General features: G+C 68.9%; 13 protein-coding genes. 3 read left to right on the top strand and 10 right to left on the bottom strand.

What is annotated here, in order from left to right; all coding sequences use genetic code 11:
• Position 1: 1 nt before the first annotated feature.
• From AC5Y47_RS08130 to AC5Y47_RS08110, 5 genes are read right to left on the bottom strand one after another with little or no spacing between them, the layout of a single operon-like run.
• Entirely contained in the window at positions 2 to 754 is a 753-nt protein-coding gene (locus AC5Y47_RS08130) for a Fic family protein (RefSeq protein WP_499943426.1), read from the bottom strand.
• A gap of 16 nt (positions 755 to 770) precedes the next feature.
• Positions 771 to 2,393, bottom strand: coding sequence for a dipeptide ABC transporter ATP-binding protein (locus AC5Y47_RS08125; RefSeq protein WP_499943396.1), 1,623 nt, complete (start codon positions 2,391 to 2,393; stop codon positions 771 to 773).
• On the bottom strand, positions 2,390 to 3,211 hold the full coding sequence (locus tag AC5Y47_RS08120; protein WP_499943395.1) for an ABC transporter permease: 822 nt from the start codon (positions 3,209 to 3,211) through the stop codon (positions 2,390 to 2,392). The genes AC5Y47_RS08125 and AC5Y47_RS08120 overlap by 4 nt, the downstream gene beginning before the upstream one ends.
• A complete protein-coding gene (locus AC5Y47_RS08115; protein WP_499943394.1) occupies positions 3,204 to 4,130 on the bottom strand; it encodes an ABC transporter permease in 927 nt (308 codons plus the stop codon). The genes AC5Y47_RS08120 and AC5Y47_RS08115 overlap by 8 nt, the downstream gene beginning before the upstream one ends.
• 1 nt (position 4,131) lies before the next feature.
• Positions 4,132 to 5,745: a peptide ABC transporter substrate-binding protein gene (locus tag AC5Y47_RS08110; RefSeq protein ID WP_499943393.1), complete on the bottom strand. Its 1,614-nt coding sequence runs from the start codon at positions 5,743 to 5,745 to the stop codon at positions 4,132 to 4,134.
• 26 nt (positions 5,746 to 5,771) lie between these two features.
• Between AC5Y47_RS08110 and acs the strand changes: the two genes are divergently transcribed.
• Positions 5,772 to 7,733, top strand: a complete 1,962-nt coding sequence (gene acs, locus AC5Y47_RS08105; protein WP_499943392.1) for an acetate--CoA ligase — start codon at positions 5,772 to 5,774, stop codon at positions 7,731 to 7,733.
• A 212-nt stretch (positions 7,734 to 7,945) separates the two neighbouring features.
• On the opposite strand, the gene AC5Y47_RS08100 is transcribed toward acs, so the two are convergent.
• Positions 7,946 to 8,638 carry a chymotrypsin family serine protease gene (locus AC5Y47_RS08100; RefSeq protein WP_499943425.1) on the bottom strand — a complete coding sequence of 231 codons (693 nt, stop codon included), beginning with the start codon at positions 8,636 to 8,638 and terminating at the stop codon, positions 7,946 to 7,948.
• Between the two features lie 204 nt (positions 8,639 to 8,842).
• On the opposite strand from AC5Y47_RS08100, the gene AC5Y47_RS08095 reads away from it, so the two are divergent.
• Together AC5Y47_RS08095 and AC5Y47_RS08090 are read left to right on the top strand one after the other, a co-directional pair.
• Positions 8,843 to 9,346 (top strand): phage holin family protein, encoded by a 504-nt coding sequence (locus tag AC5Y47_RS08095; protein WP_499943391.1) that lies wholly within the window; start codon positions 8,843 to 8,845, stop codon positions 9,344 to 9,346.
• Positions 9,347 to 10,297, top strand: a complete 951-nt coding sequence (locus AC5Y47_RS08090) for an alpha/beta fold hydrolase (RefSeq protein WP_499943390.1) — start codon at positions 9,347 to 9,349, stop codon at positions 10,295 to 10,297.
• On the opposite strand, the gene marP is transcribed toward AC5Y47_RS08090, so the two are convergent.
• The 4 genes from marP to nth are packed head-to-tail and all read right to left on the bottom strand — an operon-like array spanning position 10,290 to position 13,609.
• Entirely contained in the window at positions 10,290 to 11,486 is a 1,197-nt protein-coding gene (gene marP, locus AC5Y47_RS08085) for an acid resistance serine protease MarP (RefSeq protein ID WP_499943389.1), read from the bottom strand. The two genes, AC5Y47_RS08090 and marP, sit on opposite strands and share 8 nt — an antisense overlap.
• Positions 11,483 to 12,286 carry an NUDIX hydrolase gene (locus tag AC5Y47_RS08080; RefSeq protein ID WP_499943388.1) on the bottom strand — a complete coding sequence of 268 codons (804 nt, stop codon included), beginning with the start codon at positions 12,284 to 12,286 and terminating at the stop codon, positions 11,483 to 11,485. The genes marP and AC5Y47_RS08080 overlap by 4 nt, the downstream gene beginning before the upstream one ends.
• On the bottom strand, positions 12,273 to 12,920 hold the full coding sequence (locus AC5Y47_RS08075) for a TlpA family protein disulfide reductase (RefSeq protein ID WP_499943387.1): 648 nt from the start codon (positions 12,918 to 12,920) through the stop codon (positions 12,273 to 12,275). Before AC5Y47_RS08075 ends, AC5Y47_RS08080 begins: the two co-directional genes overlap by 14 nt.
• An 8-nt stretch (positions 12,921 to 12,928) precedes the next feature.
• Positions 12,929 to 13,609: an endonuclease III gene (gene nth / locus AC5Y47_RS08070; protein ID WP_499943424.1), complete on the bottom strand. Its 681-nt coding sequence runs from the start codon at positions 13,607 to 13,609 to the stop codon at positions 12,929 to 12,931.
• Positions 13,610 to 13,693 lie beyond the last annotated feature (84 nt).

Raw genomic sequence — 13,693 nt, 5'->3', positions numbered from 1 at the left:
ACTACTCGACCCGGCCGCCAGCTACCGATTCGGCGATCATCAAAGCCTCCTGCGCGCCGGCCCGCAGCGCCCGGCAGCACAGCACCAGCCAAGCGGCCACGCCGTCCGGCGAGCCCGCGGCGAATTTGACCGCGGCGTCACGGTAGGCGGCGGACTGCCGCATCCAAATCACCTCCGGCACACCGAGTCCGTGCGGATCAAGTCCGCTGGCAATGGTGACCAACCGGGACACCGCGCGGGCCACCACGCCGTCGCCGCTGCCGAATGGTTTCAGTGTCAACAACTCCCCATGCGCCACCGCGGCGACCACCGCCGCCGACGCCGCAGTCGGACGAGTCACCACGTCGGCGAGCAACTCCAGGCGCGGGGCGATCTCGGGGGCGGCGCGCGGACGTCCCAGCCGGTCGTCGTCGGCCTGGTCGGCGGCCGCGAGCGTGTGCAAGCGGGCCAGCGCCTGCAGCGGCGCCTTCTGCCACACCGCAACGAGCGGTCCCCCGCCGCCTTCCAGCGCCTGAGCCACCCGCAGCGCACCGCCGAACACCGGGTCGCTGACCCCGCCCTGGTGCGCGGCGGCATCCGCGACGTCGTCCAGCCGGACCGGACCGCCGTCGAGCACCGACGAGGCCCGCGCGGCCCGCAACGACGCCTCGGCGGCGGTGACCGGCCAGCCGCGCAGGTTGGCCCGGTGCCGGTGCGCTCGACCCAGGGCCTCCCGCGCCCGGTCGCTGGCCTCGGCGACGCCGGGCAGGTTCATCAACGGAGCCAACGGGTCACTCACCGGGAATCGCCTCCAATAGCTGTCGGGTGTACTCGTGTCCCGGCGCGGCGAACACCTGCTCGGTGGGAGCCTGTTCCACCACCTGCCCGTTGCGCATCACCAGCACGTCGTCGGAGATCTGGCGGATCACGGCCAGGTCGTGGCTGATGAACAGGTAAGTCAACCCGAGGTTGGCTTGTAGTTCGGCCAGCAAATCCAGGATCTGCGCCTGCACCAGCACGTCGAGGGCGGAGACCGCCTCGTCGCAGACCAGCATGTCGGGCCGCAGCGCCAGCGCCCGCGCGATCGCGACCCGTTGCCGCTGCCCGCCCGACAGCTCGCGGGGCAGCCGGTCCAGCACCGACGACGGCAGCGCCACCTGGTCGATGAGTTCACGGACCGCGCGCCGGCGCTGGGCACGGTCGCCGACCCGGTGAATGCGCAACGGCTCCTCGACGGCCCGCGACACCGAGTACATCGGGTCCAGGCTGCTGTAGGGGTTCTGGAAGACCGGCTGCACCCGACGGCGGAACGCCAGTTCGGTGCTGCGGTCCATCGCGGCGACGTCGGTCCCGTCGAAGACGACGGTTCCCGACGTCGGCGCCAGCAGACCCAGCACCATCCGCGCCAATGTCGACTTGCCCGAGCCCGATTCGCCGACGACGGCCAACGTGGTGGCCCGGGGCACCCGGAACGACACCGCGTCGACGGCCCGGAACTCGGTGCGCCGCCACGGTGCGCCGCGCGACTCGCGGTAGGTCTTGGTCAGCTCCGACACGACGAGCAGATCGTCGGAGCCGGCGACGTGTTCGGCTGCCGAGGCGGCCACCCGCTCCCGGATCTGGGCCGAGCGCTTGTCCCGGGCGGTCAGCGACGGCGCGGCGGCGACCAGACGGCGCGTGTACTCGTGCTGCGGATTCCGCAAAATGTCTTGCGCCACACCGGATTCCACCACCACTCCGCGGTGCACCACCACCACCGACTCGGCCCGCTCGGCGGCCAGCGCCAGGTCGTGGGTGATCAGCAACAGCGCCGTACCCAGTTCGTCGGTGAGCCGGCCCAGATGGTCGAGAACCTGGCGTTGCACCGTGACGTCCAGAGCCGACGTGGGCTCGTCGGCGATCAGCAGCCGCGGTCTGCCGGCCAAACCGATGGCGATCAGCGCGCGCTGGCACATGCCGCCGGACAACTGGTGCGGATACCGCCCGGCCTGCTTGTCGGGCTCGCGCATCCCGGCCTGCGCCAGCAGCTCGACCGCCCGCCGTCGCGCGTCACGACCGTCGGTGTTGGCCCGCAACGCTTCTCGGATCTGAAAGCCGACCTTCCAGACCGGGTTCAGGTTGGACATCGGATCCTGCGGCACGTAGCCGATCTGGCTGCCCCGGATGGAGCGCATCGCACGCCGGCCGGCCCCGGTGATGTCACGGCCGTCAAAGACGATGCGCCCGCCGGTGATCCGGCCACCCGGTGCCAGCAGGCCGAGGACGGCGGCGGCCGCGGTGGACTTGCCGGACCCGGACTCCCCCACCACCGCGACGGTCTGGCCGGACAGCACACTGAAGTTCATGCCCCGCACGACGGGTTCGTCGGCGCCGAACCGGACTTCCAGGCCTTCCACCGACAGCAGTACGCTCATGCCCGCCACGCCCGTGAGGCCGGGTCCAGACCGTCGCGCAGCGCGTCGCCCATGACCATGAACGCCAGCACCGTAACCGCCAGTGCGCCAGCAGGATAGAACAGGATCGGCGAGCCGGCCCGCAACCGCATCTGCGCCACGTTGATGTCACCGCCCCAGGACACCACCGACGGCGGCAACCCGACCCCGAGGTAGGACAGGGTGGCCTCGGTGACGATGAAGGCACCCAGCGCGATGGTGGCCACCGCGATCACCGGCCCGATGGCGTTGGGTACGGCGTGTCGCAGCAAGATCCGAAAGCGGCTCAGCCCCAATGCTTTCGCTGCCAGCACGTAGTCACTACCCCGCACCTCGAGCACCGAACTGCGCGCGATCCTGGCCACCTGGGGCCAGCCGAACAGCGCCAGGATGGCGATCACCGTCCACACCGTGCGGTGGTGCATCACCTGCATGAGCACGATCGCGGCCAACAGCAACGGCAAGCCGAAGAACACGTCGGTGAGCCGGGACACCAGGGCGTCGACCCAGCCGCCGTAGAAGCCGGCCAACGCGCCCAACGCACCGCCGACGAGGAACACGGCCAGCGTCGCGCCCAACCCGACGGTCACCGACGCACGCGCGCCGTACACGGTGCGCGCGTAGATGTCGTGGCCTTGTAAGTCCGTGCCGAACCAATGTGCCGCCGAGGGCGGTAGGAGGCTCTGGCTCGGGTCGGCGTAGGTGGGGTCGGCGCCGGTGAACAACGCCGGAAACGCGGCGACGACGAGGATCAGCACGATCAGCATCAGGGAGACGACGAACTTGGGCCGTTTATGCATACCGGATCCTGGGATCCAGTGCGGCGTAGAGCAAATCCACCAGCAGGTTGCTGAGCAGATAGATTCCCACCAGCACCGTCACGATCGACACCACCGTCGGCGCCTCCTGCCTGGTGACCGCCTGATACAGCACACCGCCGACGCCGTGGATGTTGAAAATCCCTTCGGTCACAATGGCTCCGCCCATCAGCGCGCCGAGGTCGGCGCCCAGGAACGTCACCACCGGGATCAGCGAGTTGCGCAGAATGTGCACCGTCACCACCCGGGACCGCGACAGGCCCTTGGCCGTGGCGGTACGGACGTAGTCGGCGTGGGCGTTGGCGGCCACCGCCGAACGGGTCAACCGCACCACGTATGCGAAAGACACCAGGCCCAACACGATTCCGGGCAGCAGCAGCCGCCCGAACGTCGCCCGGCCGCCCACCGTCACCGGCGCCAGCCCCAGCCGTACGCCGAACACGAACTGCGCCAGGAAGCCCAGCACGAAAATCGGGATCGCGATGATGACCAATCCGGTCACCAGCACCGTCGTGTCGAAGATGCCACCCTGGCGCAGCCCCGCGATCACCCCGAACCCGATGCCCAGCACCGCCTCGACCACCAGCGCGATCAGCGCCAACCGGATCGTCACCGGAAACGCATGCGCCAGAACGGCACTGACCGGTAGACCCGAGTACGCGCGGCCCAGGTCGCCGTGCAGCAGACCACCGAGGTAGCGCAGATACTGCACCAGGAACGGGTCGTCGAGGTGGTACTGGGCACGTAGTTGCGCAGCGACCGCCGGGCTCAGCGGCCGGTCGCCGGCCATCGCTGCCACCGGGTCACCGGGCAGCAGGAACACCATGCCGTAGATCAACAGCGTGGCACCCAGGAAAACCGGCACCATGACGGCGATCCGGCGCAGCACGTACCAGCCCATGTCAGCCCTTGAGCAGGTTCTCGTAGTCGGGCAGGCCGTTCCAGGTGGGTTTGACGTTGCTCACCTGGCTCGACCATCCGATCACACTGATGTAGTACCACAACGGGATAGCGGGCATGTCGCGCAACAGGATTCGTTGTGCGACGTTGACCAGCACGTCGGCCTGGCGTATGTCGGGCGCTCCCTCGGCGGCCGCCAGCGCGGCGTCGAACTCGGCGCTGGAGTAGCCGACGTCGTTGGATCCGGCGCCGGTGGCGTACAGCGGGGCCAGAAACTCGATCATCGACGGGTAGTCGCCGATCCAGCCGGCCCGGAACGCCGTGTCGATGGTGCGGTTGGTGATCTGGGTGCGGAACCCGGCGAACGTCGGCTGCGGTGCCCCGACCGCGTCGATGCCCAGCACGTTCTTGATGCTGTTGGCCACCGCGTCCACCCACTCCTGATGACCGCTGTCGGCGTTGTAGGCGATGGCGTATCGCCCGGTCCACGGCGATATCGCGTTGGCCTGCGCCCAAAGTTGCCGTGCCCGATCGGGATTGAAGTCCAGCGCGTCGCTGCCGGGGATATGGGGGTCGAAGCCGGGCAGCGAGCTGGCGGTGAAGTCGCGTGCCGGGCTGCGGGTACCGCTGAAGATCTGCTGACAGATCTGCGGCCGGTTGATGGCGGCCGACAGCGCCAGGCGGCGCAGGCGGCCCTCCTCGCCGCCGAAGTGCGGCAGCCGCAACGGGGTGTCCAGCGACTGGCTGACGGCGACCGGTGCGCTGACGGCGTTGCCACCGAGATCGCGCTGATAGATGCTCAACGCGCTGGACGGAATCGTATCCAGCACATCGAGATTGCCCGACAGCAAGTCGGCGTAGGCGGTGTCGAGGTTGGCGTAGAACTCGAACCGCAGACCCTTGTTGCGCGGTTTGCGGTTGCCGTGATAGTCGGGGTTGGGCGCCAGGTCGATCTTGACGTTGTGTTCCCACGCCGGACCGTCCGGACTGTCGGCGAGCTGGTAAGGGCCGTTGCCGACCGGGTGCTGGCCGAACGCCGCCATGTCCTGAAACGCCTTGGGCGGCAACGGGTAGAACGCGCTGTGCCCCAGGCTCATCTTGAAGTCGATGGTCGGCGCCTTGAGCCGGACGGTGAACTCGAGGTCGTCGACGACGCGCAACCCGGACATCGTCGTGGCGGGCTGTCCCTCGGTCGGCGCACCGGCGACGTCGTCGTATCCGGCGATCGGGCTGAAGAAGTTCTGTTGCAGTTGGGCGTTGGCGCTCAGTGCGCCGTAGTTCCAGGCGTCGACGAACGAGTGGGCGGTGACCGGTGTGCCGTCGGTGAACTTCCAACCCGGCTTGAGCACGATGCGGTAGTTGATGTTGTCGGTGGTCTCGATGGACTGCGCAACCTCGAGGGACGGCCTGCCCGCCGCGTCATAGGACATCAGGCCGGCGAACAGCCGATCCAGGATGCGACCGCCATTGCTGTCGTTGGTGCCGGTGGGGATCAGCGGGTTCGGCGGTTCGGCAGCGTTCACCACCACCACGTCGGGTGTCAGCATGCCGCCGCCGCAGCCCGCCAAGCAGGCAGCCACCAGCATGGCGGCCAGCGCGGCCCGCATCCGACGCATGCCTGCGACCCTAATAGGCTCGATACGTGACAGACGCCACGGCCAAAAGCTCTGAAGAGGCAGGGTCCTACCCGCCTGCGACGCAATTCGCCGAGCAGTCCAACGCCAAGCCCGAAATCTACGAACAGGCAGACCAAGACCGGTTGGCGTTCTGGGCCGAGCAGGCCGAGCGGCTCGATTGGGAGACGCCGCACACCGAGGTGCTGGACTGGTCGGACGCGCCGTTCGCCAAATGGTTCGTCGGCGGCAAACTCAACGTCGCCTACAACTGCCTGGACCGTCACGTCGAAGCGGGCAACGGGGACCGCGTGGCCATCCACTGGGAAGGCGAACCCGACGACCACCGGCGCAGCTTCACCTACGCAGAGCTGCAGACCCAGGTGTGCAAGGCGGCCAACGCGCTGACCGACCTCGGGCTGGTCGCCGGTGACCGTGTCGCCATCTACCTGCCGCTGATACCCGAGGCCGTGATCGCGATGCTGGCCTGCGCGCGTCTGGGCATCATGCACACCGTGGTGTTCGGCGGTTTCACCGCGCACGCGCTGCAGGCCCGCATCGCCGACGCGCAGACCAAGCTGCTGATCACCGCCGACGGACAGTTCCGGCGCGGCAAGGCCGCGCCGCTCAAAGACGCCGCCGACGAGGCGGTCTCGGTGCCCGACAGTCCCATCGAGCACGTTCTGGTGGTGCGCCGCACCGGCATCGACGTGACCTGGGACGACGACCGCGACCTGTGGTGGCACGACGTGGTCGACTCGGCCGCACCGGAACACCAGCCGGAGGCGTTCGACGCCGAGCAGCCGCTGTTCCTGCTCTACACCTCCGGCACCACCGGGAAGCCGAAAGGCATCGTGCACACCAGCGGCGGCTATCTGACCCAGTGCGCGTACACGATGCACGCGATCTTCGACGTCAAAACGGACACTGACGTGTTCTGGTGCACCGCCGACATCGGCTGGGTCACCGGGCACACGTACGGCGTCTACGCGCCGCTGTCCAACGGGGTCACCGAGGTTCTCTACGAGGGCACCCCGAACACCCCCACCCAGCACCGGCATTTCGAGATCATCGAAAGATACGGCGTCACAATCTATTACACCGCTCCGACACTGATCCGCACGTTCATGAAGTGGGGTCGGGAGATCCCCGACGCCCACGACCTGTCCAGCATCAGATTGCTCGGCACGGTCGGCGAGATCATCAATCCGGAAGCCTGGCGCTGGTACCGCGACGTCGTCGGCGGCGGCAAGGTGCCGGTGGTCGACACCTGGTGGCAGACCGAGACCGGTGCGGCGATGATCTCCCCGCTGCCCGGGGTCAGCGCGGCCAAACCGGGGTCGGCGATGGCGGCGCTGCCGGGCATCTCGGCCAAGATCGTCGACGACCACGGTGAACCGCTTCCCCCGGACAAGGAGGGTGAGGAGCACGTCACCGGGTATCTGGTCCTGGATCAGCCGTGGCCGGCGATGCTGCGTGGCATCTGGGGGGACCCCGAGCGGTACCGCAAGACCTACTGGTCCAAGTACGCCGAGCACGGCTATTACTTCGCCGGCGACGGCGCCCGCTTCGACCCCGACGGCGACATCTGGGTGCTGGGCCGCATCGACGACGTGATGAACATTTCCGGTCACCGCATCTCCACCGCCGAGGTGGAGTCGGCGTTGGTCGGGCATTCCGGAGTGGCCGAGGCCGCGGTGGTGGGGGTCACCGACGACACCACCGGCCAGGCCATCTGCGCGTTCGTCGTGCTCCGGGAGAATTACGAGGCCAGCGACGGCACCGTCGAGGAGTTGCGCTCCGAGGTCGCCCACGAGATCTCGCCGATCGCCAAGCCACGCGAGGTGCACGTGGTGCCCGAACTGCCGAAGACCCGCAGCGGCAAGATCATGCGCCGACTCCTGCGCGACATCGCCGAGAACCGCGAACTCGGCGACACCTCCACGCTGCTGGACCCCGACGTGTTCGACGCGATCCGCGAGGCCAAGTAGCTCAGCCGCTGCACCAGCCCGTCGAGCTACACCAGCCCGTCGAGTGTCGCGCTAGCGTGGCGGTGGGCGTCGAGCGCCACGCTAGCGTGACGCTCGGCGAAAGAGGGCGGGAAGACGCTCGGCGATAGAGGGGCGTGACGCTCGGCGAAAGAGGGCGGGAGACGCTCGACGAAAGAGGGGCGTGACGCTCGGCGATAGAGGGGCGGGAAGGCTCAGCCGCCGATCGGCACGAATCCCGAACCCGGCCGGTTCTTGGCGTTGATGTCGGCCAGGTCGGCGTTGATCGACATCACCACCGCCGGCGTATGCAGCGGGATGTACTTCGTGACACAGGTGGGCAGGGCGTCGCTGAACGCACCGTGGATCATCCCGACCAGCATGTTGTCCACCGTCACCGGCGCTCCGGAATCGCCGGGCCCGCCGCACACCTGCATCAGGATCGAGCCCGGGTCCTGCCCCGGACCCCAGGTGACGCCGCACGAGTTGCCGGTGGTGCGGCCCTGCTTGCAGGCGACCTGACCGAACGCCGGGTCCGGGCCGATGCCGTTGACGGCAAAGCCGTTGAAGTCGGCCACCGGCGTCACCCTGGCCGGGTCGAACCTGATCACCGCGTAGTCCAGGCTGTCGTTGCCGGCGACCATGGTGCCCACCTGGCCGGCCCCCTCGGCCCCTTCGGCGGCCACCGGCGCACCCGGTCCCCCGCAGTGCGCCGAGCTGAACCCGATCAGGTCGCCGAACTTGTCGTGACCGATTGCGGTCAGCGTGCACAGCGTGCCGGTGTTGACGACGATGCCCGCGCCTGCGCCCAGCGGCACCTTCTCGTCGGCGGCCGCGGTGCTGACCGGCAGGAACAGAAAGGCCAGGAACGCGGCCAGGGTGGCCGCGGCAGCGGCGACGAAATTCAGACCGCTCGGCGCCTTCTGCAAAGTGATACCCCTGTCGATTCGTCGATTATCGGAGCGAGATTGGAGAACAGGCAGTCAGTGTATTCGGCCTCGCTCGTTGCCGGTTCGACTGGCCTCGTCGGACATCGGGTCGCATGGCAACATGAATGCGACAACTGGCGCGCCACCGAAGCTTCAGGGGCAGCACAACGGAGAGGATCGTCTGTGAGCAAACCTGACAAGAACGGTGTGCCCAACACGCTGACCACCATCCCGCTGGCGGACCCGCACGCCAGGGCCGGTGACCCGTCGGTCGGCGACCTGATCAAAGACGTGACCACGCAGATGTCGACGCTGGTGCGCGCCGAGGTGGAACTGGCGCGCGCCGAGATCACCCGCGACGTCAAGAAAGGGCTGACCGGCAGCGTTTTCTTCGTCTCCGCGCTGGTTGTCTTGTTCTACTCCACCTTCTTCTTGTTCTTCTTTCTCGCCGAGCTGCTCGACACCTGGCTGTGGCGCTGGGTGGCGTTCCTGATCGTGTTCGCGATCATGGTCGTCGTCACCGCCGTGCTGGCCCTACTGGGCTTTTTGAAGGTCCGCCGGATCCGAGGGCCGCAGAAGACCATCGAATCGGTCAAAGAGGCGCGCACCGCGTTCACCCCCGGTCACGACAAGACGCCGCCCAAAGCCATCGACGCCAAGACTCCCGCCGATCCCTCGGGTTGGTAGATGCCGGCTCCAGATCCGTCGATGGTCCGTATCGACGGGCCCTGGCGGCATCTGGACGTGCACGCCAACGGCATCCGCTTCCACGTCGTGGAGGCCACCCGAGGCGATGCCGGTCCCGCCACCGCCCGCCCGCTGGTGATCCTGTTGCACGGGTTCGGCTCGTTCTGGTGGTCCTGGCGCCACCAGTTGCGCGAACTGCGCGGCGCCCGGGTGGTGGCGGTCGACCTGCGCGGCTACGGCGGCAGCGACAAACCACCCCGCGGCTACGACGGCTGGACGCTGGCCGGTGACACCGCCGGGCTGATCCGCGCGCTCGGCCACTCCTCGGCGACGCTGATCGGGCACGCCGACGGCGGCCTGGCCTGCTGGGCCACCGCCCTGCTGCATTCACGGCTGGTACGTGCCATCGCGGTCATCAGCTCGCCGCACCCGATCGCGTTGCGCCGGTCCACACTGACCCGGCGCGATCAGAGTCGCGCGCTGCTTCCGACGTTGTTGCGCTATCAGGCGCCGCTGTGGCCGGAACGGTTACTCACCCGACAGAACGGCGCCGAGATCGAACGGCTGGTCCGCAGCCGAAGCAGCGCCAAATGGCTTGCCTCGGAGGACTTTTCGCAGACCATCGGTCATCTGCGCAGCGCCATCCAGATCCCGGGCGCCGCGCACTGCGCACTGGAGTACCAGCGCTGGGCGGTGCGCAGCCAGCTACGCACCGAAGGTCACCGGTTCATCAAGTCCACGACCGGGCAACTCGGCGTGCCGCTGCTGCACATCCGCGGCGACGCCGATCCCTACGTGCTGGCCGCCCCGGTCGAACGCACGCAGCGCTACGCGCCGCACGGCCGCTACATCTCGGTGGCGGGCGCGGGACATTACGGCCACGAGGAGGCGCCGCAGGAAGTCAGCCGGCACCTCAACCGGTTCCTCGATCAGGTGCACCGGGTCAGCTGACGCAGGCCCCGGTTTGGACCGGCTGAGTGGCACCGATCCGGGCCAGCTGGCCGGCCACCTCCTCAGCGGTCAGCACGAAGCCGGTGTCCGCGTCGTCCACGGCCGCGCCGAACACCACCCCGACCACCCGGCCGTCCAGATCGATCAGGGGTCCGCCCGAATCGCCCTGCTCCACAATCGCTCTGATGGTGTAGACCTCGCGGGTGACCGGCTGCGGGCTGCGATAGATGTCGGGCCCGCTCAGCTTGATCAGCTCGCGGATCCGGGCCGGGGTGGCAGTGAACATGCCGCCGCCGGGGTAGCCGAGCACGACGACGTCGGTCCCGGTCTTCGCGGGGCGCTCGGCGAATTTCAGCGGCGCGGCCGTCAGCTCCGGAACGGCCAGGATCGCGATGTCGACGACCGGGTCGTAGGACACCACGGTGGCCTTGTAGGTCTTGTCGTCAGCCTCGACGGACACGCTGTTGGATCCGGCGACCACGTGCGCGTTGGTCATCACCCACCCGGGTGCCGACACCACGAATCCGGTGCCTTCCAACAATTTTCGGCAACTCTGCGCCTCGGCGCGGACCTTGACCACGCTGGGCCGAGTGGCCGCCACGACCGGGTTGGTCTTGAGCGCCGGATCCGGCGAAGCGACCGGAATGACCGGGGTACGGCTGAACGGTTCCAGCACCGCGGGCAGGCCAGAGGTGTTCAGCAGCGCAGAGAGCCGTTTGGGCACCGTTTTCAGCCAGGTGGGCGCCACCTCGTTGACTTCGGCGAGCACCCGGGAACCCCGCACGGCGGCGGCCAGTTCGGGCTGGTCCTTGGACTGGGTCAGCGGGGTCGCCAGCAGCCAGGCCGCCGTCAGCACCACCACCAGCTGCACCGCCACGCCGATCACCGAGTCGACGGTGCGCACCGGACGGTTGCGGATGGCGCCGCGCACCGCGCGCCCCAACACCACCCCGGCGACCTCGCCGACCACCACCAGCGCCAGGATCAGGAACAACGCGGCGAACAGCTTGGCCCGCGGCGCGGCGATGTGGCTGACGATGTGCGGTGCCAGCAACACACCGGCCACCGCGCCCAACAGCACTCCGGCGAATGAGAGCACCGAACCGAGCGCGCCCGAGCGCCATCCGGAGATGGCCGCGATGAAGGCGACCGCCAGCACCGCGATGTCCAGCCACTGGGACGGCGTCATCGCAGCCCGCCCCTGTTCGTCGGGGAATCGCCGACCAGCACCATCGCGTCGTCCAATTCGCGGAGGTCGTCGGTGTCCCAGGGCTTGGCCCAGCCCGCCACGTCGAGCACCGCCGAGATCACCTGGCCGGTGAAACCCCACACCAACATCTGGTTCAGCAGGAACGCCGGTCCCGCCCAGCGCTTGCCCAGCGTGCCGCGATAGACCATCAGCCGATTCTCCGGGTTGACGAAGGCCCGCACCGGCACCCGGGCCACGATGGCCGTCTCGGCATCGTTGACGACGGTGACCGGACCGGGATCCGGCGAATACGCCAGCACCGGGACGACGCGGAAGTTGGACGGCGCGATGAACGTCCGCTCCATGGTGGCCAGCGCGTGCAACCTGCCGACGTCGATCCCGGTCTCCTCCCACGCCTCGCGCAGCGCGGTGGCGACGGGACCGTCGTCGCCGGGATCGGAGGCGCCGCCCGGGAAGGCGGCCTGCCCGGCGTGATGTCGCAGCGTGGACGCCCGCACGGTGAGCAGCAGATCGGCGTCGTCGGGCACGCCGGCGCCGGCCGGCTCGTCCTGCGGTCCGGAGAACAGCACCAATACGGCGGCGTCGCGGCCGGTGCGGCGCAGCGACGACACCGAGCGGGCAGCGGTCACCATGGCCAGCACGTCGGCCGGCAGCCGGCGCCGGTACGCGTCAGGAATCTTCTCGACGTTGTCGACCAGCGGTCGCAACCACGGCGGGCTTACGTCGGGAGTCAGGGGAATCGCCGCACTCAACGCCGCCTCCCTCCTAGCCCGCCCCATTTCCAATCACGTCCGCGATCTCATCGGCGCTGCCGAAAGCCCGCGGCAGGGTTTGGGCAACGCTACCGTCCGGCCGCAGCACCACCGTCGCGGGCATCACGTTAACCACCCGCAACGCCGCCGCGACTCTGCGGCGGCCGTCCTGCAGGGTGGGCAGCCGAACTCCGAGTTCGGCCAGGCGCAGCAACGCGGCCGTCTCGTTCTCGTCCTGATGCACCGTCAGCACCGTGACGTCGGCACCCATCCGCCGTTGATACTCGGCCATCGCGGGGAGTTCCGCAGTGCACGGGCCACACCAATACGCCCACAGGTTGAGCACCACCCGCCGGCCGGCCAGCGCCTTCGCCACGTCGACGGCGGCGCCGTCGGCCGCGCATTCCACCACCACGCCGCGCAGTGCCGCCGCGCCTGCACCGGCTCCCGGGCCGGGACAGGGCGGCAGATCGGCACGCTGGCGGGGTCCGGCCAGCGCGGCCGGGGTGTCGGCGTCGCGGTGTTCCCGCGGCGCGGGGGCCTGGCCACTCACCGACGGCGCCGCGTCGTCGCGCAACTCGGCCACCAGGGCCACCACCAGCGCGGCGACCACTGTCAAGACCGCGAGGGTCCAGCGGGTCGTGCCGGAGAGCGCCTTCATGCGGGGCGTCAGAGCCCGGCCAGGGTTAGCAGGTGATCGGTTTCGGGGCCCTGCACCAGCGGTGCGGCCAGCAGCGGCTCGGTGGGACCCAGTCCGAACGACGGGCAGTCCTTGGCCAGCACGCAGACACCGCAAGCCGGTTTGCGGGCGTGGCACACCCGGCGGCCGTGGAAGATCACCCGGTGGCTGAGCAGGGTCCATTCCTTGCGTTCGATCAGCTCGCCGACGGCGTGTTCGACCTTGACCGGGTCCTCTTCGGCGGTCCATCGCCACCGTCGCACCAACCGTCCGAAGTGGGTGTCGACGGTGATGCCGGGGACGTCGAACGCGTTGCCCAGAATCACGTTGGCGGTCTTGCGACCGACGCCGGGCAGCGTCACCAACTCGTCCATGGTCTTGGGCACTTCGCCGTCGAACCGCTCGACGAGGGCCTGACCCAGGCCGATCAGCGACGACGCCTTGTTGCGGAAGAAGCCGGTGGGATGGATCAGCGTCTCGAGCTCGGCGCGATCGGCTTGCGCGTAATCCAGAGCGGTCCGGTACTTGGCGAACACCGCCGGCGTCGTCAGATTCACCCGTTTGTCGGTGCTCTGTGCCGACAGGATGGTGGCCACCGCCAGTTCCAGCGGCGTGGTGAAGTCCAGTTCGCAGTAGACGTGCGGAAACGCCTGGGCCAGGGTGCGGTTCATCCGTCGCGCCCGTCGCACCAACCCGGTTCGGGTTTCGTCTGCCCAGCGCTTGGCGAGGACCGGAGCGGGCGGCACGGGCTTGGA

The organism is Mycobacterium sp. NGS22, assembly GCF_059813095.1.
The sequence above is the reverse complement of the archived record's forward strand: the minus strand, read 5'-3'. Positions and strand labels throughout refer to the sequence as shown.

What these genes read in the sequence shown, in the direction of transcription:
- AC5Y47_RS08110 (WP_499943393.1), bottom strand. Translation starts at nt 5,745, where the DNA reads ATGCGTCGGATGCGGGCCGCGCTGGCCGCCATGCTGGTGGCTGCCTGC.
- AC5Y47_RS08115 (WP_499943394.1), bottom strand. Translation starts at nt 4,130, where the DNA reads ATGGGCTGGTACGTGCTGCGCCGGATCGCCGTCATGGTGCCGGTTTTC.
- AC5Y47_RS08120 (WP_499943395.1), bottom strand. Translation starts at nt 3,211, where the DNA reads ATGCATAAACGGCCCAAGTTCGTCGTCTCCCTGATGCTGATCGTGCTG.
- AC5Y47_RS08125 (WP_499943396.1), bottom strand. Translation starts at nt 2,393, where the DNA reads ATGAGCGTACTGCTGTCGGTGGAAGGCCTGGAAGTCCGGTTCGGCGCC.
- marP (WP_499943389.1), bottom strand. Translation starts at nt 11,486, where the DNA reads ATGACGCCGTCCCAGTGGCTGGACATCGCGGTGCTGGCGGTCGCCTTC.
- AC5Y47_RS08090 (WP_499943390.1), top strand. Translation starts at nt 9,347, where the DNA reads ATGCCGGCTCCAGATCCGTCGATGGTCCGTATCGACGGGCCCTGGCGG.
- AC5Y47_RS08130 (WP_499943426.1), bottom strand. Translation starts at nt 754, where the DNA reads ATGAACCTGCCCGGCGTCGCCGAGGCCAGCGACCGGGCGCGGGAGGCC.
- nth (WP_499943424.1), bottom strand. Translation starts at nt 13,609, where the DNA reads ATGAACCGCACCCTGGCCCAGGCGTTTCCGCACGTCTACTGCGAACTG.
- AC5Y47_RS08075 (WP_499943387.1), bottom strand. Translation starts at nt 12,920, where the DNA reads ATGAAGGCGCTCTCCGGCACGACCCGCTGGACCCTCGCGGTCTTGACA.
- AC5Y47_RS08080 (WP_499943388.1), bottom strand. Translation starts at nt 12,286, where the DNA reads ATGGGGCGGGCTAGGAGGGAGGCGGCGTTGAGTGCGGCGATTCCCCTG.